This window comes from Micromonospora sp. WMMC241, assembly GCF_027460165.1.
In the GTDB taxonomy this organism is placed as follows: Bacteria; Actinomycetota; Actinomycetes; order Mycobacteriales; family Micromonosporaceae; genus Micromonospora; species Micromonospora humi.
Genome location: NZ_JAPZBF010000001.1, coordinates 5,702,778 through 5,725,604 on the forward strand (window position 1 = coordinate 5,702,778; position 22,827 = coordinate 5,725,604).

Below are 22,827 nucleotides of genomic sequence, written 5' to 3' on the forward strand. Positions count from 1 at the left end.
GGGTTACCCGTATTCCGAAATCGCACACCCGGACGCGACGCGGCCCGCGTCGCACACCCGCCGGGTGTGCCGGCGCGGGCCGCCGACTGTACGCGTCAGAACCGGTCGCTCGGCCGGTAGATCCCCCACACCGCCCGCAGCGTCCCGCACACCTCGCCGACCGTGGCGCGCGCCCGCAGCGCCTCCTTCATCGGAAGGAGCACGTTGGCGTCGCCCTCGGCCGCCGCCCGCAGCTCGGCCAGGGCCCGCTCGACCGCGCCCCCGTCCCGATCGGCGCGCAGCTTGGCCAGCCGCTCCGCCTGGGCCGCCTCGATCGTCGGGTCCACCCGCAGCGGCTCGTACGGCTCCTCCTCGTCGATCCGGAACCGGTTGAGCCCGACCACCACCCGCTCGCCCGCGTCGATCTCCTGGGCGATCCGGTACGCCGACTGCTCGATCTCCCGCTTCTGGAAGCCGGCCTCGATCGCGTCCACCGCCGAGCCGTGGTCGGCGACCCGCTCCATCAGCGCGGTGATCGCGGTCTCCAGCTCGTCGGTCATCGCCTCCACCACGTACGACCCGGCGAACGGGTCGACCGTGGCGGTGAGGTCCGTCTCGTACGCCAGCACCTGCTGGGTGCGCAGCGCCAGCCGGGCCGCCTTCTCGGTGGGCAGCGCGATCGCCTCGTCGAAGCTGTTGGTGTGCAGCGACTGGGTGCCGCCGAGCACCGCGCCCAGGCCCTGCACCGCCACCCGGACCAGGTTGACCTCGGGCTGCTGCGCGGTGAGCTGCACGCCGGCGGTCTGGGTGTGGAACCGCAGCATCATCGACTTCGGGTTCTTCGCGCCGAACTCGTCGCGCATCAGCCGGGCCCAGATGCGGCGCGCCGCGCGGAACTTGGCGACCTCCTCCAGCAGCGTGGTGCGGGCCACGAAGAAGAACGACAGCCGGGGCGCGAAGTCGTCCACGGCCAGCCCGGCGGCGAGCGCCGCCCGGACGTACTCCACGCCGTTGGCGAGCGTGAACGCGATCTCCTGCGCGGGCGAGGCGCCGGCCTCGGCCATGTGGTAGCCGGAGATCGAGATGGTGTTCCACTTCGGCACCTCGGCCCGGCAGTAGGCGAAGGTGTCGGCGACCAGCCGCAGCGAGGGCTTCGGCGGGAAGATGTACGTCCCCCGGGCGATGTACTCCTTGAGGATGTCGTTCTGGATGGTCCCGTTGAGCGCCGACCCGGGCACCCCGGTCTCCTCCGCCACCAGCTGGTAGAGCAGCAGCAGCACGGAGCCCGGCGCGTTGATGGTCATCGAGGTGGAGACCTTGTCCAACGGGATGTCGGCGAAGAGCGTGCGCATGTCCTCGATGGAGTCGATCGCGACGCCGACCTTGCCGACCTCACCGTGCGCGATCGGGTCGTCCGAGTCGTACCCCATCTGGGTGGGCAGGTCGAACGCGACGGAGAGGCCCATCGTGCCGGCGCGCAGCAGCTGGTGGTAGCGGGCGTTGCTCTCGCTCGCGGTGCCGAAGCCGGCGTACTGCCGCATGGTCCACGGACGGGACGTGTACATCGTCGGGTAGACCCCGCGGGTGTACGGATAGTCGCCCGGCTCGCCCAACCGGGAATCCAGGTCCGCCGGAAGGTCGGCCGCCGTGTAGACGCCCTTGATCGGGAAACCCGACTCGCTTGACCGCGCATCGCTCATTACCGGATGGTAGGACGCGGTCGCCACCAGGCGGGTGAGGGATACCGCACACCGGGAAGCGGGCGACCGACCGGAGGTGAGTAGCTGCCCACGTACCGTCGAGTAGGTAAACGCCCGTCGCGTCGGGTTTCGCATCGGGCGTCGGAACCAGCAAGATAGAGGGGTTGTGTCCCAGCCCCCTCGATATCCCCCGGTGGCTTTTCTGTGACTCAGATTCCGACGTGGAGCGGTGGACCGGCCAGTCCCCCCACTGGACGCGCGGCGCCCGGCACCACCATCGGTGGTCGCTACTCGTTGCGCTCCCCGGTGGGCAACGGTGGCATGGGCACGGTCTGGCGGGCCACAGACACCCTGCTGCGCCGCGACGTGGCGGTCAAGGAGGTCGTCCTCCCGCCGGGGCTCGCCCCCAGCGACCGCGACGCGCTCTACGAACGCACGCTTCGCGAGGCCCGTGCCGCCGCCGCGATCCAGCACCCGGCCGTGGTCCAGGTCTACGACGTGGTCACCGAGGGTGGCCGGCCGTGGATCGTGATGGAGCTGCTGGACGCCCGCAGCCTGGCCGACATGGTGATCGAGGACGGGCCGGTCGCGCCCCGCGCGGTCGCCAAGATCGGCATCGCCCTGCTCGGCGCGCTGGAGGTGGCCCACGCCCTCAGCGTGCTGCACCGCGACGTCAAGCCGGCCAACGTGCTGATCTGCACCGACGGCCGCTGCGTGCTGACCGACTTCGGCGTCGCCCGGATGCCCACCGACGTGCAGCTCACCACGCCCGGCATGGTGCTCGGCTCGCCGCACTTCATCTCCCCCGAGCGGGCCATGGGCCAGGAGTTCGGGCCGCCCAGCGACCTGTTCTCGCTCGGTGTGACGCTCTACACCGCGGTCGAGGGCCGACCCCCGTTCGACAAGGGCGACCCGATCGAGACCATGCACGCCGTGGTCGAGGACCCGCCCGCCACTCCGCAGCGCAGCGGCCCGCTCACCGGCGTGCTGATGGGCCTGCTGGAGAAGGACCCGGCCCGCCGGCTCGACGTGCACCGCGCCCGGGCCATGCTGCGCGAGCTGCTCGCCGGCCCGCTGACCAGCACCGCCACCGCGGTCAACTCGGTCACCGACCCGTACGCCGTGGTGCCGGTGCCGCGCCCGACCACGCCGCCGGCCGTCGCCGCGGAGCCCAAGCCGGGCGGGCAGATCGGCGGCCGGGCGATGATCGGCCCCAGCGAGTCGCTGACCGACCGGCTCGCCGCGCTGCGCCGCGGTGAGCGCCCCGGCGCGAAGCCCGCGGCGGGCGCCGCGGCGCTCGACGAGACGAGCGCCGACGCGCTGGCCGGGCCGCTGCACACGCCCACCGGCGCGATGTCCGGGCCGGACGCGCCCGAGGCCACCCAGCGCATCTCGTCGGACGCCACGGTCCGCTTCGGCCGGGGCGCCGGCTCCGACGCCACGCAGCGCGTGCCCACCGGCCCGCCGGCGACCTACGGCGGTGCCGCCGACGCCACCCAACCGGTGTACGGCGGCGGCAACCAGTGGTCGGTGCCGGGCACCGGCCAGCCGTGGACCACTCCGGCCACCGCGCCGGCACCGAGCGGCGGGGGCGTCCAGGGCCTGCTCGGCAAGGTCAAGGCGTGGCCCCGCAAGGTGCAGCTCGCCGCCGCCGGCGGTCTGGCCGTGGTGCTGCTGGTGAGCGTGATCGCGCTGACCAGTGGCGGCGACGACGCTCCCCCGCCGATCGTGGGCACGCTGCCGTCCAACTCGGCCGCCGCCCCGCCGGTGGACATGCAGGAGCAGTCCGTCAAGGGCGTGACCATCCAGGTGCCGAAGGGTTGGCAGCGGCAGACCGGCGGTCTCTTCGTCGACTACGTCGACCCGGAGGACGAGGGCCGCAAGGTGCGGGTCGTCGCCGAGGAGTGGGGCGGCACCTCGATCAGCTGGGCCGAGTTCGCCTCGCGGAACCTCAAGAAGAACAGCAACAAGAGCAAGACCTGCCCCGCGCCCTACACCGAGGTCTCCGTCTCGGAGCAGCCACTCGCCGGCCAGACCGCCGGCCAGGTCGAATACACCTGCGGCGAGGGGGACGGCATGCGACACGGCATCTGGCGGGGGCTGGTGAAGGACGGCAAGGTCTACTCGTTCTACCTCTCCTCCACCGACGCGCGGTTCGCGGAGAGCAAGCCGATCTTCGACGCGATGGTCGGTTCGTTCCAGCTCACGGGTGCCAACTGAGTCGAGGCCGACGGCCAGTGGTGATCCGCCGCCGTGCTTTCATGAGGCAATGGCGGCGGATACCACTGACCTTGACGACCTTCGCGCGCGAGCCGAGCGCTGGCTCGCCGACGACCCCGACCCGGCCGACCGGGACGAGCTGCGCGCCGTCCTCGACGGGCTGCCGGGCACGGCCGCCGAGTTGGCCGACCGGTTCGCCGGCCCGCTGACCTTCGGCACCGCCGGGCTGCGCGGCCCGCTGCGCGCCGGGCCCAACGGGATGAACCTCGCCGTGGTCACCCGGGCCGCCGCCGGGCTGGTCGGCTGGCTCGCCGCCCAGGGCGGCGAGGGTCCGCTCGTGATCGGGTACGACGCCCGGCGCGGTTCGCGAGCCTTCGCCGAGCGCACCGCGCAGGTGGCCACCGGCGCCGGCCGGCCCGCACTGCTGCTGCCTCGCCCGCTGCCCACGCCGGTCCTGGCGTTCGCGGTGCGGCAGCTCGGCGCGGTCGCCGGGGTGATGGTCACCGCCAGCCACAACCCGCCGCAGGACAACGGCTACAAGGTCTACCTGGGCGCGCAGCTCGGCGGTGAGCTGGGTGCCGGGGCGCAGATCGTGCCGCCGGCCGACGCCGGCATCGAGGCCGCCATCCGGGCGGTCGGCGCGCTCGCCGAGGTGCCGCTCGGCCCGGCCGGCCAGGTGCTCGGGGACGAGCTGGTCGCCGCGTACGTGGACCGGGCCGCCGCGGTGGTGGACCCGGCCGGCCCGCGCGACCTGAAGGTGGCGTACACGCCGCTGCACGGGGTGGGGGCCGCGGTGCTGACCGCCGCGTTCGCCCGGGCCGGGTTCGGGGTGCCCGGCGTGGTGCCCGAGCAGGCCGAGCCGGACCCGGCGTTCCCGACCGTCAGCTTCCCCAACCCGGAGGAGCCCGGCGCGGTGGACCTGCTGATCGCACTCGCCGACCGCATCGACGCCGACCTCGCCGTCGCCAACGACCCGGACGCGGACCGCTGCGCGGTGGCCGTCCGCGACGCCGGGTCCTGGCGGATGCTGCGCGGCGACGAGGTGGGCGCGCTGCTCGCCGACCACCTGATGCGGCGCGGGGTGACCGGCCTGTACGCCACCACGATCGTCTCGTCGACGCTGCTGCGGGCCATGGCCGGCGCACGTGGGCTGCCCTACGACGAGACGCTGACCGGCTTCAAGTGGATCGTCCGGGCGGGCGGCGGCCGGGAGCCGCTGGTCTTCGGCTACGAGGAGGCGCTGGGCTACTGCGTGGCCCCGGGCCACGTCCGGGACAAGGACGGCATCACCGCCGCGCTGACCGTCGCCGAACTGGCCGCCGGGCTCAAGGCCGAGGGCCGTACGCTCGGCGACCGGCTGGACGAGCTGGCCGCCGAGTTCGGCGTGCACCACACCGACCAGCTCTCGGTGCGGGTGGAGGACCTGCGGGTGATCACGGACTCGATGGCGCGGATCCGGGCGGCCACCCCGACCACGCTGCTGGGGCACCCGGTCACCGAGGCGTCCGACCTGCTCCCCGACGCGGACGTGGTGATCCTGCGCACCGACGCCGCCCGGGTGGTGATCCGGCCCTCCGGCACCGAGCCGAAGCTCAAGGCGTACCTGGAGGTGGTGGAGCCGGTCACGGGCGGCGACGTCGCCGCGTCCCGGCACCGGGCCCGCGCGGCGGTCACCGAGCTGCGCAGCGAGATCGCCCTCGCCCTCGGCCTCTGAGGTGTAAGCAGGGGCCCCTTCTTAACACGCGGAGTGTGAGAGGGGGCCCCTTCTCTACCGGAGGCGTTAAGAGGGGGCCCCTCCTTGCACCTGCCGCTTGCCGAGGGCGGCGTCGACCGCTTGGGCGAGGGCGGCGATGACCAGGCTCACCGAGGGGCGCACCACGCTGTCGTCCAGGCTCACCGTGCCGGAGAAGCCGGCGCCGGTGGCGATCTCCTCCAGGCGGGCGCCGGCCTCCTCGGCGGCGGCGCCGGTGAGCCCGAGCGCCGGTTCCATCCGCAGCACGGCGACCAGCGTGGCCAACGCGGCGGTCCGCTCGTCCGGGAGCTGGCCGCTGGTCAGCGCCTCGGCCAGCCGCCGCCGGATGTCCGCCTCGAACGAGGCGTCCGCGACCGGGTAGCGGTGCACGTGGATGAAGCCCAGCTCGGTCTCGTCGACGTCGCGGACCACGCCCCGGCCGCACAGGTCACCGAGGATCCGGTCGCGCAGCCCGTGCCGCAGCCGCTGCACCCAGGACGACGGCGTGTGCGGGGTGTCCGCGGCGATCTTGGCGAGGACCGCGTCCGCGATCGGCTCGCCGGTCGGCGCCGGGTCGACCACCGCGAGGTTGCCGTCGGCGTACGCGACCCGACCGGCCAGGGCCAGCTCGACCAGCACCGCGGCGGCCATGCCCAGGTCGAGGCTGATCCGCGGCATGGCGGCCTTGCCGGTTTCGTCGTCATACGCGAGGAGGAGCAGCTCCTCGGCGAGCGCAACACCAGTCATGGCCCGGAACGCTAGCGCCTCGCCGCACCCCCGCGCACCGACTCGCCGAGGTCACCCGCCCCGCCGCCCGGATCACGAGCAAAGGGCCCGTCCGGGCGGATCGGGCCCTTTGCCGAGGTCTCAGAAGCGCGGCATGCCGCCGAACTGGCGGTCGCCGGCGTCGCCGAGGCCGGGCACGATGAACATCTTGTCGTTCAGGCCCTCGTCGATGGACGCGGTGACCAGGCGCAGCGGCAGGCCACTGCGCTTCAGCCGCTCGATGCCGACCGGGGCGGCCAGCACGCAGAGCACGGTGATGTCGGTGCAGCCCCGGTCGGCGAGCAGTCGGCAGCAGTGCTCCAGCGAGCCGCCGGTGGCCAGCATCGGGTCGAGCACCAGCACCGGCAGGCCGCTGAGGTCGCGGGGCAGCGACTCCATGTACGCCCGCGGCTCGTACGTCTCCTCGTCGCGGGCCAGGCCCACGAAGCCCATCGACGACTCGGGCACCAGGCCCAGCGCGGCGTCGGCCATGCCGAGCCCGGCCCGCAGCACCGGCACCAGCAGCGGCGGGTTCGCCAGCCGGGTGCCCTCGGTGGCGGTGACCGGGGTCTGGATCGAGTAGTTCTCGACGGGGAAGGAGCGCGCGGCCTCGTACACCAGCATGGTGGTGAGTTCGCGCAGCGCGGCCCGGAACGACGCGGAGTCGGTCCGGGCGTCCCGCATGGCGGTCAGCCGCGTCTGGGCGAGCGGATGGTCAATGACTGTTACGTCCACGATCGCTCAACCTACCGGTCCCCGGCCCGCCGCACGCCGGGTGCGGCCCGACCAGCGACGCCGCTCACGTGCAACTCGCACGGCCGCTCGGCCGTGACCAAGATCACTCGACTCGCGGGTGCGTACTATTCGGGGCATGACGGCGACAGCGACGTCGGCCCGGTCGGACCTCTCCGAGCTGGGACGATCCGAGACCGCTCTGCGGACCTTCCTGCACGGCCTACCGGGCGTGGACCAGGTCGGCGCGGAGCAGCGGGCGGCCCAACTCGGCACCCGCTCCATCAAGACCACGGCCAAGGCCGAGGCGATCGACCTGGCGATCCGGATGGTCGACCTGACCACCCTGGAGGGGGCCGACACCCCGGGCAAGGTGCGGGCGCTGGCCGCCAAGGCGCTGCGCCCCGACCCGGCGGACCCGAGCTGCCCGCACGTCGGCGCGGTCTGCGTCTATCCCGCCATGGTCCCGCACGTGGCCGAGGTGCTGGCCGGATCCGGCGTGCACCTGGCGAGCGTGGCGACCGCGTTCCCGTCCGGGCAGGCGCCGCTGGAGATCAAGCTCGCCGACGTCCGGGCCGCGGTCACCGCGGGCGCGGACGAGATCGACATGGTGATCAACCGGGGCGCGTTCCTGGCCGGGCGCTACTCCGAGGTCTACGACGAGATCGTCGCCACCAAGGAGGCGTGCGGGGACGCGCACCTCAAGGTGATCCTGGAGACCGGCGAGCTGGCCACCTACGACAACGTGCGGCGCGCGTCGTGGCTCGCCATGCTGGCCGGCGGCGACTTCATCAAGACCTCCACCGGCAAGGTCCCGGTCGCGGCCACGCTGCCGGTGACGCTGGTGATGCTGGAGGCGGTCCGCGACTTCCGCGCCGCCACCGGGCGGCAGGTCGGTGTGAAGCCGGCCGGCGGCATCAAGAACACCAAGGACGCGATCAAGTACCTGGTCATGGTCAACGAGACCGTCGGCGCCGACTGGCTCGACCCGGACTGGTTCCGCTTCGGCGCGTCCAGCCTGCTCAACGACCTGCTCATGCAACGCACCAAGCTGACGACCGGCGTATACGCCGGCCCCGACTACTTCACCCTGGACTGAACGCGATGTTCGAGTACGCACCCGCCCCCGAGTCACGCTCGGTGGTCGACATCAAGCCCTCGTACGGGCTCTTCGTCGACGGGACGTTCGTCGACCCCTCCGACGGCGGCAGCTTCAAGTCGGTCAACCCGGCCTCCGAGGAGGTCCTGGCCGAGATCGCCGAGGCCGGCAGCGGAGACGTGGACCGCGCGGTCCGCGCCGCGCGCGCGGCGTACGAGAAGGTCTGGGGTCCGATGCCGGGCCGGGACCGGGCGAAGTACCTGTACCGGATCGCCCGGATCATCCAGGAGCGCTCGCGCGAGCTGGCCGTGCTGGAGTCGCTGGACAACGGCAAGCCGATCCGGGAGTCCCGCGACGTCGACCTGCCGCTGGTCGCCGCGCACTTCTTCTACTACGCCGGCTGGGCCGACAAGCTGGAGCACGCCGGGTTCGGCCGGAGGCCGACGAGCCAGCACAGCGGCGCGATTCCGCAGCCTCTTGGCGTGGCCGCGCAGGTCATCCCGTGGAACTTCCCGCTGCTCATGCTGGCCTGGAAGATCGCCCCGGCGCTCGCCGCCGGCAACACGGTGGTGCTGAAGCCGGCCGAGACCACCCCGCTGACCGCGCTGCTCTTCGCCGAGATCTGCCAGCAGGCCGACCTGCCGGCCGGCGTGGTCAACATCGTCACCGGCGCCGGTGACACCGGCCGGGCGCTGGTCGAGCACCCGGGCGTGGACAAGGTCGCGTTCACCGGCTCCACCGAGGTCGGCCGGGCCATCGCCCGCGCCGTCGCCGGCACCCGCAAGAAGCTGACCCTGGAGCTGGGCGGCAAGGCCGCCAACATCGTCTTCGACGACGCCCCGGTCGACCAGGCGGTCGAGGGGATCGTCAACGGCATCTTCTTCAACCAGGGGCACGTCTGCTGCGCCGGCTCCCGCCTGCTGGTCCAGGAGTCGGTCGCCGACGAGGTGCTGGAGTCGCTCAAGCGCCGGATGGCCCGGCTGCGGGTCGGTGACCCGTTGGACAAGAACACCGACGTCGGGGCGATCAACTCGGCCGAGCAGTTGGCGCGGATCCGCGAGCTGTCCGAGGTCGGCGCCGCCGAGGGCGCGGAGCGCTGGTCGCCGCCGTGCGAGCTGCCCGACCGCGGCTTCTGGTTCGCGCCGACCATCTTCACCGGGGTCACCCAGGCGCACCGGATCGCCCGCGAGGAGATCTTCGGCCCGGTGCTGTCCGTGCTCACCTTCCGCACCCCGGCGGAGGCGGTGGAGAAGGCCAACAACACGCCGTACGGGCTGTCGGCCGGGATCTGGACCGACAAGGGTTCCCGGATCCTGTGGATGGCCGACCGGCTGCGCGCCGGCGTGGTCTGGGCCAACACGTTCAACAAGTTCGACCCGACCTCGCCGTTCGGCGGCTACAAGGAGTCGGGTTACGGTCGCGAGGGCGGCCGGCACGGGCTGGAGGGGTACCTCAATGTCTGAGCGGGTCGCGGTACGCAAGACGTACAAGCTCTTCATCGGCGGGAAGTTCCCGCGCAGCGAGTCGGGACGGTCGTATCTCGTGCAGGACTCCAACGTGTCGCTGGCCTCCCGCAAGGACGCGCGGGACGCGGTCGTCGCGGCCCGCGCCGCGGTGAAGGGCTGGGCCGGGGCGACCGCCTACAACCGGGGCCAGATCCTCTACCGGGTGGCCGAGATGCTGGAGGGCCGGCGCGAGCAGTTCGTGGCGCTCGGCGTACCGGCCGACGAGGTGGACGCGGCGATCGACCGCTGGGTCTGGTACGCGGGCTGGTCCGACAAGCTGGCGCAGGTCTACGGCGGGGCGAACCCGGTGGCCGGCCCGTACTTCAACCTCTCGGCGCCGGAGCCGACCGGCGTGGTGGCGGTGGTGGCGCCCGAGGCCCCGGCGCTGCTCGGCCTGGTGAGCGTGATCGCCCCGGCGATCGTCACCGGCAACACCGTGGTGGTGGCCGCCTCCCCGGCGGCGCCGCTGGCGGCGGTGACCCTGGCCGAGGTGCTGGCCACCTCCGACCTGCCGGGCGGCGTGGTCAACATCCTCACCGGGAAGATCACCGAGACCGCGCCGACGCTGGCCGCGCACATGGACGTCAACGCCGTCGACCTGACCGGCGTCGCCGACGCCGAGCTGGCGGCGGACCTGGAGGTCAAGGCCGCGGAGAACCTCAAGCGGGTGCTCCGACCGGCCCCGGCCGACCACGACTGGCACGCCGACCCGGGCCTCACCCGGATGACCACGCTGCTGGAGACCAAGACGGTCTGGCACCCGAAGGGCGTCTGACCCGGTCCACCCTCGGCACCTCGGCCGCCCCGTACCCCCGGCCGGTCCGTGCCCGACCGACCACCTCGGCGAGATCAACTCCATCTCGCCGAGGTGGTCGTATCAGTTCCGAGGGATGGCACCACTCCGCCGAGGTGGCGTGGATCATGAGAGGCGCCGGACCCACGGCGGCCGGACGGGGTCCAACCCGGTTCTACTACGCGGGGTAGGATTGACGGGTGACTCGGTTGGGGGACCTTGAGCGTGCGGTGATGGACGTGCTGTGGGATTCGGCGCCCACCACGCCCGACGGGGTGACCGTGCGCGAGGTCGCCGACGCCCTGGACGGGCGTGAGCTGGCCTACACCACGGTCATGACGGTGCTCGACCGGCTCGCCGGCAAGGGCATGGTGCAGCGCGAGCGGGAGGGGCGGGCCTGGCGTTACCGGCCCGCCGCCACTCGCGAAGCGCACATCGCCCAGCTCATGCTCGACGCCCTCGACCTCGGCGGCAGCCGGGACGCCGCGCTGGTGCGCTTCGCCCGCTCGGTGACCGGCACGGAGGCGGACGTGCTGCGCGCCGCGCTCGCCGCCGAGGCCGGGCCGGCCGACCCGACCCGAGCCACCGGGGCCGGGCCCGCCGACCCGACCCGGGCCACCGAGGCTGGGCCCGCCGGCCAGGGCCGGACCCGCGGGGCCGGGCTGACCGGTCGGGTCGAGGATCCGCGGCCCGCCGGGCCGGCGCTCGACGAGGCGACGGACCGGTAGGCGGCCGCCGTGGCGTACGCCGTGCACTTCGCCGCGACCGTGCTGGCCTGCTGGCTCACCGCGCAGGTCCTCGCCGCCGCGCGCTGGACGTGGCGCGCGCCAAGGGTGGCGATCGTCTGCTGGCAGGCGGTCGGGTTGGCGCTCGGCCTCTCCGCGATGGGGCTGCCGATGGCGGTGGGTCTGGCCGCCTACGACCGGCCGACCGGGGGCGCGCTGCTGGCGCTCGCCGACGACCTGGCCCACGGCACGCTGCCGCCCGGCGTGGGTGCGGCGCACCTCGGCCTGGTCGGGGTGGGCTTCGGCATCGGCGCGGTGCTGCTGACCACGACCGTGCGCGCGGTGCACGGCGCGGTTCGCGCCCAGCGTCGGCACCGTGAGCTGCTCAGCCTGGTCGCCCGGCGGGACCCGACGGTGCCCGGCGCGCTGGTGCTCGACCATCCGAGCGCGGCGGCGTACTGCCTGCCCGGGGTGCGGCCCCGGGTGGTGGTGAGCGCCGGCACTGTCGACCTGCTCGCCCCGGCCGAACTGGCGGCGGTGCTCACCCACGAGCGGGCGCACGCCCAGGAGCGGCACGACCTGGTGCTGCTGCCGTTCACCGCGCTGTGCCGGGCGCTGCCCTGGTTCCGCTGGGTGCGCGACGCGCACGCGCGGGTGGCGTTGCTGGTCGAGATGCGCGCCGACGACAAGGCCCGGGAGCTGCACGCGGAGGAGCCGCTGGCGGGCGCGCTGCGCCGGTTCGCCGCCGCCGGGCACCGGCTCACGCCGGCCGGCACGCTCGGCATCGGGGACCGTGACCTCGACGTACGCGTGCAGCGGCTGCTGGTGGCGGACCGTCCGCCGCGGGTGCTGGGCGCCACCGCGCTGGCCGTCGCCGGCACCCTGGTCGCGCTGCCGATCTCGCTGTTCCTGAGCTGACGACCCCTACGGGCCTTCTCCGGGTCCGCGCGGCCTGATAGGTAGCGACGCTACGTGTAGGCTCGCTATGACAAGCGATCCAACCCGTGGGAGAACCGCCATGGATCCCCTCCTCCTCGCCCGCCTGCAGTTCGCCACCACCACCTCGCTCCACTTCCTCTTCGTGGTGGTCACGCTCGGCCTCGTCACCCTCCTGGTCGGGCTCCAGACCGCCGGCTACCTCACCGGCAAGCCGGTCTACGAGCGGCTGACCCGGTTCTGGGGCCAGCTCTACGTGATCAACTACGTGCTCGGCATCGCCACCGGGATCGTGCTGGAGTTCCAGTTCGGGCTGAACTGGAGCGGCCTGTCGCGCTACGTGGGCAACGTGTTCGGCGCGCCGCTGGCCATCGAGACACTCGTGGCGTTCTTCCTGGAGTCCACGTTCCTCGGCATGTGGATCTTCGGCTGGCACCGGCTCCGGCGCGGCGTACACCTGTTGCTGCTCTGGGGGGTCGCGATCACCGCGTACGCCTCGGCGTTCTGGATCATGGTGGCCAACGCCTGGCTCCAACACCCGGTCGGCTACGAGGTGCGCGACGGCGTCGCCCATCTCACCGACTTCGGCGCGCTGGTCACCAACCCCACGTTCGGCTTCGCGTTCGGGCACGTGGTGTCCGCCAGCCTGGTCACCGGCGGCCTGCTGATGGCCGCGGTCAGCGCCTGGCACCTGCTGCGCCGCACGCCCGACTTCGCGCTGTTCCGCACCTCGCTGCGGCTCGGGCTGGTCACCGCGGCGCTCGCGGTGAGTGCCGTGCAGGGCTTCGGCTTCGCCCAGTTCGGCCCGGTCGGGCAGCTCCAGCCCACCAAGTTCGGCGGCGGCCCGGACCGGGACGCGGCGGTCGCCGACTGGACCGCCCGGTTCGGCCCCGGCGACTGGGACCCGCCGGTGCTGTCCAGCGTCGGCCTCGGCTTCATGATCCTGATCGGCTTCGCGCTGGGCTGCGTCTGGCTCCTGCTGCCGCTGCTCTGGCGCGACTGGATCATCCGGCTGCGGTTCCCGCTCTGGCTGGTCCTGCTCGGCCTGCCGCTGCCGTTCGTGGCGGTGCTGCTCGGCTGGATCGCCCGCGAGGTGGGCCGACAGCCCTGGTTGGCATACGGGCTGCTGCCCACCGCGCAGGCCGTCTCCCCGGTCCCGCCCGGGCTGATGCTCGCCTCGCTGATCGGCTTCACCCTGCTGCTCGGCGCGCTCACCGTCGCCAACTGGGTGCTGCTGGCCCGGCACGCCGCCCGGGGGGCGCAAGACCCGCTGCTCGGCCGCCCGCCCGCGCCCGACACCGACGACCACCACCAGCCCGTGTTCGCCTGAGGGAGACAGCCGTGGAACTCGCCTGGTACGCCCTGCTCGGTCTCTTCTTCGCCACCTACCTGGTGCTCGGCGGCTACGACTACGGCGTCGGCCTGCTGCTGGCCCGGCGCGCCGGCGCCGGCCCGGACGACGCGGTCGCCCGCCGGGTCGCGCTCACCGCCGTCGGCCCGTTCTTCCTCGGCAACGAGGTCTGGCTGGTGGCCGCCGTCGGCATCCTGTTCGGCGCGTTCCCCACGCTGGAGGGGGAACTGCTCTCCGGCTTCTACCCGGTCGTGCTCGGCGCGCTGGCCGGGGTGGTGCTGGTGACTGCCGGCGTGCAGCTGCGCGGCCGGGCCGGCGGCGAGGCGGCCCGGGCCGGCTGGGACCGGCTGGTGGTGGTCGGCAGCGTGCTGGCGGCGCTGGGCTGGGGCGCCCTGCTCGGCGGCCTGCTCCAGGGCGTGCCGCTCACCGCCGACGGGCACGTCGCGGGCGTCGGCCACGTGGCGACCCCGTTCGTGGCCGCCGCCGGGCTGGCGCTTGTCGCGCTGGTCGCGCTGCACGGTGCGACCTTCCTCACGCTGCGACTGCCCGCCACCGACGCGCCGGCACTCGCCCGGCTGGCCCGCGGCCTGGTGCCCGCCGCGCTCACCGCGGTCGCGGCGGCCACCGTCCTGGGCCTGCTCTCCGACCGGGTACGCGCCGCCGTGGCGCGACCGGCGGTCGCCGTACTCCTGCCGTTGGCGCTGGTGGCGGCGCTGCTGGTGGCCCGCGCGGCGCTGCGCCGCGGCCGGGCCGGGGTGGCCTTCGCCGCCACCGCAACGGCGCTGGCGCTGCCCGTGCCGCTGGTCGGCGCCGCGCTGTGGCCCCGGATCCTGGTCTCCACCACCGACCCGGCGACGTCACTGAGCGTCGCCGAGGCGGCCGCGAGCCGACCGACGCTGGCGCTGCTGGGCTGGCTCGTGCTGCCGCTCCTGCCGGCCCTACTAGGCTTTCAGGCGATGTGCTGGTGGGTGTTCCGGGGACGGATCGACGGCAGGGCACCGGTGTACTGGTGAACCGCCGCCCGTTCGACCCGCGTCTGCTGCGTCGGGTCCCCGCGGCCCGGCGCGACCTCGCCGTGCTCGCGCTACTGGGCGGGCTGACCGCGCTGCTGGTGGTGGCCCAGGCCACCGCGCTGGCCACGGTGCTGGCCACCGCGATCGACGGGCGGCTGCACCGGCCGGCGCTTGCCGGTTTCGCCGCGGCGGTCGCCGCCCGGGCGCTGGTGAGCTGGGCGCAGGGCACGGTGGCGGCGCGGGCCGCCGCGACGGTCAAGGCGGCCCTGCGGGCGGACCTGCTGCGCGCGGTCGGCCGGCACGGTCCCACCTGGGTCGCCGGCCGGCGGGCCGGGCAGCTCGCCACGCTCGCCGGTCGCGGCCTGGACGCGCTCGACCCCTACTTCACCGGCTACCTGCCGCAGCTCGTGCTGAGCGTGACCGTGCCGGCGGCGGTGCTGGCCCGGATCGTGTTCGCCGACTGGAGTTCGGCGCTGATCATCGCGCTCACCATCCCGCTCATCCCGATCTTCGGGGCGCTGCTCGGCTGGCAGGCGCAGGCCGCCACCGAGCGCCAGTGGCGGCGGCTGTCGCTGCTCGGCGGGCACTTCCTCGACATGGTCGCCGGGCTGCCCACGCTGCGCGCGTTCGGCCGGGCCCGGGCCCAGGTGGACGTGGTGCGCCGGATGGCCGACGGCCACCGTGAGGCCACCATGCGGACGCTCCGGATCGCGTTCCTGTCCGCGCTGGTCCTCGAACTGGTCGCCACGCTCTCCGTGGCGCTGGTCGCGGTGCCGGTCGGCATCCGCCTGCTCGGCGGCGGGATCACGCTCTCCACCGCGCTGCTGGTGCTGCTGCTCACGCCGGAGGCGTACCTGCCGTTGCGGGCCGCCGGCAGCCGGTTCCACGCCAGCATGGAGGGGCTCACCGCGCTGGACGAGGCGCTCACGCTGTCCGCGACCACCGAACCGGCCCCGCCGGCCGCCGGGCGCACGGCGCCGACCGGTCGCGGCGAGATCCGCTTCGAGGGCGTGACCGTCGCGTACGACCGGACGACCGCGCTGCGCGACGTCAACCTGACCATCCGCCCCGGCGATCGGGTGGCCGTCATCGGTCCCAGCGGCGCGGGCAAGAGCACGCTGCTCAACCTGCTCCTCGGCTTCGTCGCGCCGACCGCCGGGCGGGTCACCGTGGACGGCGTCGACCTGGCCGGCGTCGACCTCGACGCCTGGCGGCGCGAGCTGGCCTGGGTGCCGCAGCGGGCGCACCTGTTCGCCGGTTCGCTCGCCGACAACATCCGTCTCGGCGCGCCGGACACCCCGGACGCCGCGCTGGCCGCCGCGGTCGCCGACGCCGCGCTGGACGAGGTGCTCGACGCGCTGCCCGACGGGCTCGACACCCGGCTCGGCGAACGCGGCCACGGCCTCTCCAGCGGGCAGCGGCAACGCGTCGCGCTGGCCCGGGCGTTCCTCCGGGACGCCCCGCTGGTGCTCCTCGACGAGCCGACCGCCCGACTGGACAGCGCCAGCGAGGCGGTCGTGCTGACCGCCACCCGCCGGCTGGTCGCCGGGCGGACCGCGCTGCTGGTCGCGCACCGGCCGGCGCTGCTGGCCGACGCCGACCGGATCCTGCGCGTCGACGACGGCCGGGTCACCGAGCTGCGCCCGACCGTCACCGGCCCGGCGGTGACCCGATGACCGCAGGCGACGGCGTGACGCCTGTGGGCCGCGAGCCCGCAGGCCCGACCGGGGTCCCGGTGGAGGCATCGGGCGCGCCGGAGCCACCGGCACCGGCCCGTCCGGGCGCCGAGCGCGCCGTGCTGCGCCTGGCCCGGCCCTACCTGGGCCGGCTGCTCGGTGCCGGGCTGCTCGCCGCCGCCACCGAGTTCGCCGGGCTGGCGCTGATGGCCACCGCCACCTGGCTGCTGATGAGCGCCGCCGGCCGGCCGCCGCTCGACCGGTTGACCGTGGCGATCGTCGCGGTCCGGGCGCTGGCCGTCGGCCGGGGCGTGTTCCGCTACACCGAGCGGCTCGCCGGGCACGACGCCGTGCTCCGCATGATCACCGACGTGCGGGCGCGGGTCTTCGCCACGCTCGCCGTCCGGCGCGACGGCGTCGACCGGCGCACCGGTGACGCGCTCAGCCGGCTGGTCTCCGACGTGGAGGCGGCCCAGGACCTGCTCCTGCGCGTGCTGGTGCCGGGTGCCGCCGCGGCCCTGGTCAGCGTGCTCGCGGTCGGGGGCGCGGCGCTGATCTCGCCGCCGGCCGCCGGCGTCCTCGCGGTCGGCCTGCTGCTGGCCGGGGTGGCGCTGCCCGCGCTGGCCACCCGGCTGACCCGCCGGGCCGCCGACGAGGTGGCCCCGTTGCGGGGCGCGCTCGCGGTGGACGCGGTCGACCTCACCCACGGCGCCGCCGACCTGGCCGCCTTCGGGGCGACCGAAGCCGCGCTGGCCGCCGCGCAGGGGCGGGCCGGGCGGCTGGCCCGGTTGGAACGCCGGCTCGCCGCGACCGGCTTCGCGGTGGACGCGGCCGGTGTGCTGGTGGGCGGCCTCACCGCCGCCGCGGTGGTGGTCGTGGCGCTGCGCGCCGACGTGCGTGGGGTGCTGGTCGGCGTGCTCGCGGTGGGCACGCTGGCCGCCGTCGAGGTGGCGCTCGCCCTGGTCGCCGCCGCCCGGCAACGCACCCAGCTCCGTGCCGGGCTGGCCCGGGTGGCCGACCTGCTGACCGAGCCGGCCGGGCCGGCGCCGGCCGCCGCCGCACCGCCCGCGTCCGGCGGCCACGACGTGCGGTTCGAGGACGTGACGGTCCGCTACCGGGCCGGTGCCGCGCCGGCGCTGGCCGGGTTCGACCTCGACCTGCCGGCCGGCCGGCGGGTGGCCGTGGTCGGGCCGAGCGGGGCCGGCAAGAGCACGGTCGCCGGGGTGCTCACCGGCGCTGTGGTCCCCACCGAGGGCCGGGTCACCGTCGGCGGCGTGCCGGTCTCCGACCAGCCGGCCGACGACCTGCCCCGGCTGGTCGGCGGCCTGCTCGCCGAGGCGTACGTCTTCCACGCCACGGTGCGGGAGAACCTGCTGCTCGGCCGGCCGGACGCCGGTGCGGCGGAGCTGGCCGACGCGACCCGGGCGGCCGGGCTGCTGGACTGGGTACGCGACCAGCCCGAGGGCTGGGACACCGTGGTCGGCGAGCAGGGCGGGCAGCTCTCCGGCGGGCAGCGGCAGCGGCTCGCGCTGGCCCGGGCGCTGCTGGCCGCCCCGCCGGTGCTGGTGCTGGACGAGCCGACCGAGGGCCTCGACCCGGCGGCGGCCGACGCGGTGCTCGCGTCCGCGCTCGCCGCCACCCCGGCCGGGCACTCGGTGCTGCTGATCAGCCACCGGCTCAGCGGGCTGGCCGGGCTGGACGAGATCGTGGTGCTGGAGGACGGCGGGGTGGCGCAGCGCGGGCGGCACGACGAGCTGGTGGCGCGACCCGGCTGGTACCGGGAGCAGTGGCTGCGCCAGGAGGCGGCCGAGCGCGGCTACCTGTCGCTCGCCCCCTGAGCCGGCGGTAGGGGATTTCCCCGACGCGACCCGTGGCCGGCGGTGGCAGGCTGGTGCCATGCGCGTGGATCAGGAGGCACGGGTCGAGGACCGGCTGCGTGAGCTGTCCGGGCGGCTGCACGGGCCCACCCGATTGAAGGCCGACCTGCTGACCGAGGCGCGGCACGCGCTGGAGGACGCCGCCGAGGCGTACCGGGACGGCGGCCTGCCCCGGGCCGAGGCCGAGCGGCGGGCGGTGGCCGAGTTCGGCAGCGTCGCCCAGCTCGCGCCCGGTTTCCAGGCCGAGCTGGCCGCCTGCGCGTTGCGCGGGCTGGCGTTGCGCACGCTCGCGGTGGCGGGGGTGCTCATCGCCGCCGGGGACCTGACCTGGCAGGGGTCGAGCTGGAGCGCCGGCCCGCGCCCGCCGTCGGGCTACCTGCTGCTCTCCGCCGCGCTGAACGGCATCTGGGCGGTGGTCGGCGGGTTGGCGCTGGCCGGGCTGCTGCTCGGTGCGCTGGCCGCCCGACGGCCGTCGACCGGTGTCCTCCGGTCGGCCCGGGCGGTCGGTTTCGGGCTGACCGGCGGCCTGCTGGTCGGCGCGCTCGCCGGCGGCGCGTTGTTCGGCTGGTCGGTCCGGCTGTGGGACGCCGCGCTGACCTGGCCCCCGATGATCATCGGGGCGGTGGTGGTGTCGGCGGCCTGGTTCGCCCTGGCCCGCTCGGCCCGCTGGTGGCTGCTGAGCGCGCGCGGCGCCCGGTTGGCCCGCCGGTGAGGAACGGGTCAGGCCGGTGCCGTCGGCGGCTCGTCCGCACCGAGGAAGCGGCCGACGGTGGCGCTGAACTCACGCCAGCCGGCCCGTTCCCCGGCGAGCGCCCGGCCACCGGCCTCGGTGAGTTGGTAGGTACGCCGTTCCCGGCCGTTGACCGTGCTCCAGGTGCTGGCCACCAGGCCGGCGCGTTCCAGCCGGCGCAGCGCCGGATAGATGGTGCCGGTGGGCAGGTCCAGCGTGCCGCCGCTGCGCGCCCGCAACGCCTCGATGATCGCGTAGCCGTGCCGCGAGCCCTGCTCCAGCACGGCCAGCAGCAGCGCGTCCAGGTGTCCGTGCAGCGCCTGCGCCTTCATGTGTAGAAAGACTACTTGTCAAGGCTTCGGGACGCCACCGGGGTGCGGCTCCCAACCGGAACCGGTCGCCCACTAGGGTATGTGCGCAGAGTCACTCGGCGGCGCGACGCCGCCGGGTGGGCACCCGAACGCACACGGAGGTCAGCGTGGCCCGCCAGTCGCCCCAACGGCCCGACGCCGACGAGCCCGAGCTCGACGACACCGAGACGCCGACCGAAGCAGACGAGGTCGAGGTCGACCGCCCGGCCGCCGACCGCGCGCTCTGGGACGAGGTGCGGATCGACCCGGTGGAGATCGCCCTGCCCGCCGGCACCGGCTACACGCTGCGGGCCTACCGGTCCGCGCGGGAGCTGACCCCGACCGACGTCGCCGAGCGCGACCTGGACGACCCCTTCCTGGCCCGCCGCCAGGTCGTCGAGACCGAGGACGACGAGGAGGTGGTGATCCTCGACGAGGAGTTCGCCGCCCTCTCCGCCGACGAGGACGACGAGGACGGGAAGAAGGACGGCGAGCGCGCCACGACCCGTCGCGGCACGGCCGCCGCGGACGCCGCCGACGCCGACGCCGACGCGGATGCCACCGACGACGAGGACGACGACGAGGCGGACGAGGACGACGCCGCGGGCGACGAGGAGGTGCCGGTCTTCCTCACCCACAAGGGCAAGCTGCTGCTGTTCAAGACGCCGGAGTCACTCGTCACTTTCATCCGTTCCGGTGCGCCCAACGACCTGTCCCAGCTGGACAGTTGGAATGAACTGTCCGAACGGCTGGAGCCGGCCGACATCGCCCCGCTGGACGAGGACACCTACGAACTCGACCTGGTGGTGGAGAACCTGCGCGGCGGGCACGACGCGTGGGATCCCGCGCTGCTGATCGAGGCCGGCGAGATCGCCCGTGACCTGGCGTACGCCCTGCGGCTACCGGCCGTGCTCGACATGCTCTCCGCCGGGTCCAGCCTGGACGATCTGGACGAGGCGCTGCGCGCTTCCGTCAACGGCGGGGTGGGTGGTTTCCTGGGTCGCCGCCGGTTGAAGAAAATCGGGGCACAAACCGCAAGTCTGGGTTGGCGCACCATTGTCGGCAAGATCTCTGCCGTTGTGGACTGGCGCGACTGACCCGGAGCGGGGAGCATCAGTCTCTGGCAGAACAAGACCTGTGTCCCGGGAGGAGGACGACGCCGTGGCGCTCGTGCGCGTGTACTGCGGTCTGGCCTCGGCAGATCCGGCCGACCGAACGGCCTCGGCCGGAACGACGCTGACGTCCGCTGTGGTCGACGACGCAGGCCGTCTTCTGCACGTCTGTGAGATCGGTGACGAGCCCGCCGGCTACGCCCGGCTGGTCGCGCTGCTGGTGGAGCGGTCCGGTGGGCCCAGCGGGGCGGCCATCGCCGCGGACAGCGACGACCACACGGTCACGTCGCTGCTCAGCGCCGCCGGCCGGCCGCTCGCGATCGCGGACGACGACTCGGTCGACGACTTCGCCGAGCGCTTCGCCGACGACGACTCCCTGGAGGAGATGCAGTCCGCGCCGGCCGAGCGCCGCGCGGTCGGTCTCGCCCGGGCCCTGCAGGCCGGCGCGCTCTCCGCGGTGAGCCTCCCCGCCCCGCGCGACCTCGCTGGCTACAAGCAGGTCCTGTCCGCGCACGCGGCGCTGGCCAGCGGTCGCCACTCGGCCGCGGTGACGCTGCGCGAGGTGCTGCGCGAGGTCTACCCGGCCGCGCTGCGGGCCTACCCCGACCCCGCCGAACCGGTCGCCCTGGCGGTGCTCGACGCGCTGCCCGAACCGGGCATGCTGACCGGCGCCGGCCGTGGCCGTGAGATCGGCGCGGCCACCGAGGCGGTGACCGCGCAGCTGGCCGCCGAGGGCCTGGCGGACGCCGACACCGTCACCGAGGCGGTGACCGCGCTGCGCGTCGCCATCTCCGAGACCCCCCGGCGGGCCACCGTCAACCGGGTGCTCACCGCCGCCGTCGCCGAGACGGTGCGGCAGGCCGTCGCGTCCGTCCGGGCCTTGGATGCCGGCTGCGACGCGCTGGTGGGCGCGCTCGCCGAGCGCGCCACGCCCGCCCCGGCCCCCGGCCGTCGGGCCGCTGCCCGCCGCGGCGAGCAGGTCGGCGAACTGACCGCACCCACCGGGCTGCGTCCGGTGCGCCCGGCCCAGCCCGCACCCGCCGTCGAGCCGGCCGGTCGGCGCAGCCGACCCGAGCCGGAGCCCGACGCCACCGAACCGGTGGGCCGGCGCAGCCGACCCGAGCCGGTCCCCGGTGGCCGGCGCAGTCGCCCGGAACCGGTCTCCGGTCCGGCCGCGGCGAGCACGCCCCGACCGCTCGGCCCGCCGCCGGTGGCACCCGCCCCGGTCGCACCGCCGCCGGTCGCCCCGGCCCCGATGGCACCGGTCGCACCGGCCGCGGCACTGGGCCGGCCGATGTCCGCGCCCCCGAGCCGCCCCGAGCCGACCGGCGCCCCGCTGCCCTCGCGGGTGGACGGACCGACCAACCGGCCGGTCTCCGCGCCACCCCCGCCGCCGCCCGGGATCACCCCGATCACCCCGTCCCAGCGCGGTGCGGTGCCGCCGGCCGAGGCCGGCGAGCCGTTCCGGCCGACGCTGACCACCGCGGCGATCAACAAGGCCCGGGCCGAGCGGCAGCGCACGGTCATCCCGCCGCGCCCGAAGACCACTCCGGCGGAGCCGCCCACCGGCGGCTTCAGCGCCACCGATCTGAGTATCCCGGTGCCGAACCCGCGCCCGTCCGCCCCGGAGGCCGCGCCGCCGGGCTCCCGGGCCAACTGGCCGCTGGTCAACACCGGTGACGACCAGGCCGACCGCGAGCGGGAGGCGCCCGCCTACCCGTACGGGCGGAGTGTGGACGCGCCGAGTGACCCGGGTCGGGTCACCCCGCCCTGGCTCGCCGACGACCTGCCGCCGGAGCCGCCGATGCTGCGGCTGGTCGAGCCGCCGCCGCTGGCCGACCGGGCGCTGCGCGCCGGGCTGGACCGCCCGGCCGACCCGAGTCTGAACCGACCGACCGACCCGGGCCTGGACACACCGCCGCTGCGGCTGGTCGACCGGGGCGGCGCGGCCCGGGCTCAGTCCCACGTCGAGATGCCCGCTCCGCTGGAGCGACGCCCCGCGCCGAAGGAGCACCGGCCCCCGCCGGTCTCCGACGAGGGCGACGGCGATCTGCTGATCTTCGCGCAGGCCAAGTCCGCCTGGTTCGTCGGGCACGGCGACGAGGCCGACCTGGAGTGGGCGTCCACCGCCGACACCGGCTGGCAGGCCGCCGAGCAGGCAGCCCGCCCGGCGATCGGCGCGGAGACCAAGGCCGGCCTGCCCAAGCGGGTGCCGCAGGCCAACCTGGTGCCGGGCTCGCCCCTTCGCGAGGAACGTCCACTGCGGATCGTCCGTAACGCGGCCAGTCTCGCCGAGAACACCACCGGCTACTTCCGGGGGTGGCGGCGCGGTCAGGAGATCGGCGGCTTCGCCGTCGGCGGCCGACCGGGCCGTGAGGCGGCCGGCGGCTGGGACTTCAGCCGGGACACCGGCGACCGCGACGACGAGCGGGAATACGAATACCGCTCGGCGGGCTACCGGTCCTGACCGCAGGCCGCAGGCCTGGTGTTCCTGCCCACACCCGGATAATTTGACGCCGGGTCCGGCCGGCC

At 74.9% G+C, this 22,827-nt stretch carries 18 protein-coding genes; 14 read left to right on the forward strand and 4 right to left on the reverse strand.

The genetic code is table 11. From position 1 onward, the window contains the following. Positions 1-95: 95 nt before the first annotated feature. Positions 96-1,679, reverse strand: a complete 1,584-nt coding sequence (locus O7598_RS25710) for an acyl-CoA mutase large subunit family protein (protein WP_269693824.1) — start codon at positions 1,677-1,679, stop codon at positions 96-98. A gap of 204 nt (positions 1,680-1,883) precedes the next feature. On the opposite strand from O7598_RS25710, the gene O7598_RS25715 reads away from it, so the two are divergent. Further along, complete coding sequence (locus tag O7598_RS25715) at positions 1,884-3,899, forward strand: serine/threonine-protein kinase (RefSeq protein WP_269693825.1); 2,016 nt, start codon at positions 1,884-1,886, stop codon at positions 3,897-3,899. A gap of 49 nt (positions 3,900-3,948) precedes the next feature. Further along, a complete protein-coding gene (locus tag O7598_RS25720) occupies positions 3,949-5,613 on the forward strand; it encodes a phospho-sugar mutase (RefSeq protein WP_269693826.1) in 1,665 nt (554 codons plus the stop codon). Between the two features lie 66 nt (positions 5,614-5,679). Here O7598_RS25720 and O7598_RS25725 read toward each other — a convergent pair whose 3' ends face one another. Next, positions 5,680-6,378: a GOLPH3/VPS74 family protein gene (locus O7598_RS25725; protein ID WP_269693827.1), complete on the reverse strand. Its 699-nt coding sequence runs from the start codon at positions 6,376-6,378 to the stop codon at positions 5,680-5,682. A gap of 120 nt (positions 6,379-6,498) precedes the next feature. Beyond that, positions 6,499-7,131, reverse strand: coding sequence for a uracil phosphoribosyltransferase (gene upp, locus O7598_RS25730; RefSeq protein ID WP_269693828.1), 633 nt, complete (start codon positions 7,129-7,131; stop codon positions 6,499-6,501). A 136-nt stretch (positions 7,132-7,267) separates the two neighbouring features. Between upp and deoC the strand changes: the two genes are divergently transcribed. From deoC to O7598_RS25780, 10 genes are all read left to right on the forward strand, one after another. Further along, entirely contained in the window at positions 7,268-8,227 is a 960-nt protein-coding gene (deoC, locus tag O7598_RS25735; RefSeq protein WP_269693829.1) for a deoxyribose-phosphate aldolase, read from the forward strand. A gap of 5 nt (positions 8,228-8,232) precedes the next feature. Next, positions 8,233-9,690: an aldehyde dehydrogenase family protein gene (locus O7598_RS25740; RefSeq protein ID WP_269693830.1), complete on the forward strand. Its 1,458-nt coding sequence runs from the start codon at positions 8,233-8,235 to the stop codon at positions 9,688-9,690. Next, positions 9,683-10,507 (forward strand): aldehyde dehydrogenase family protein, encoded by an 825-nt coding sequence (locus tag O7598_RS25745; protein ID WP_269693831.1) that lies wholly within the window; start codon positions 9,683-9,685, stop codon positions 10,505-10,507. The genes O7598_RS25740 and O7598_RS25745 overlap by 8 nt, the downstream gene beginning before the upstream one ends. Before the next feature lie 218 nt (positions 10,508-10,725). Beyond that, positions 10,726-11,253, forward strand: coding sequence for a BlaI/MecI/CopY family transcriptional regulator (locus O7598_RS25750; RefSeq protein ID WP_269693832.1), 528 nt, complete (start codon positions 10,726-10,728; stop codon positions 11,251-11,253). 9 nt (positions 11,254-11,262) lie between these two features. Beyond that, positions 11,263-12,168, forward strand: coding sequence for a M56 family metallopeptidase (locus O7598_RS25755; RefSeq protein WP_269693833.1), 906 nt, complete (start codon positions 11,263-11,265; stop codon positions 12,166-12,168). A gap of 100 nt (positions 12,169-12,268) precedes the next feature. Further along, on the forward strand, positions 12,269-13,516 hold the full coding sequence (locus tag O7598_RS25760; protein ID WP_269693834.1) for a cytochrome ubiquinol oxidase subunit I: 1,248 nt from the start codon (positions 12,269-12,271) through the stop codon (positions 13,514-13,516). A gap of 11 nt (positions 13,517-13,527) precedes the next feature. After that, positions 13,528-14,550: a cytochrome d ubiquinol oxidase subunit II gene (locus O7598_RS25765; protein ID WP_269693835.1), complete on the forward strand. Its 1,023-nt coding sequence runs from the start codon at positions 13,528-13,530 to the stop codon at positions 14,548-14,550. Then, positions 14,547-16,226 (forward strand): thiol reductant ABC exporter subunit CydD, encoded by a 1,680-nt coding sequence (gene cydD, locus O7598_RS25770; protein ID WP_269693836.1) that lies wholly within the window; start codon positions 14,547-14,549, stop codon positions 16,224-16,226. Before O7598_RS25765 ends, cydD begins: the two co-directional genes overlap by 4 nt. Further along, positions 16,223-18,064 carry a thiol reductant ABC exporter subunit CydC gene (cydC, locus tag O7598_RS25775; RefSeq protein ID WP_269693837.1) on the forward strand — a complete coding sequence of 614 codons (1,842 nt, stop codon included), beginning with the start codon at positions 16,223-16,225 and terminating at the stop codon, positions 18,062-18,064. Before cydD ends, cydC begins: the two co-directional genes overlap by 4 nt. Before the next feature lie 58 nt (positions 18,065-18,122). Continuing rightward, positions 18,123-18,815: a permease prefix domain 1-containing protein gene (locus O7598_RS25780; protein ID WP_269693838.1), complete on the forward strand. Its 693-nt coding sequence runs from the start codon at positions 18,123-18,125 to the stop codon at positions 18,813-18,815. A gap of 8 nt (positions 18,816-18,823) precedes the next feature. Here the strand turns inward: O7598_RS25780 and O7598_RS25785 are convergent, their stop codons facing one another. After that, on the reverse strand, positions 18,824-19,165 hold the full coding sequence (locus O7598_RS25785) for a PadR family transcriptional regulator (protein WP_091061009.1): 342 nt from the start codon (positions 19,163-19,165) through the stop codon (positions 18,824-18,826). A gap of 116 nt (positions 19,166-19,281) precedes the next feature. Here O7598_RS25785 and O7598_RS25790 point away from each other — a divergent pair, with 116 nt between their 5' ends. Further along, complete coding sequence (locus O7598_RS25790) at positions 19,282-20,280, forward strand: DNA primase (RefSeq protein ID WP_269693839.1); 999 nt, start codon at positions 19,282-19,284, stop codon at positions 20,278-20,280. A 40-nt stretch (positions 20,281-20,320) separates the two neighbouring features. Continuing rightward, entirely contained in the window at positions 20,321-22,762 is a 2,442-nt protein-coding gene (locus tag O7598_RS25795; protein WP_269693840.1) for a transposase, read from the forward strand. Positions 22,763-22,827: the final 65 nt, after the last annotated feature.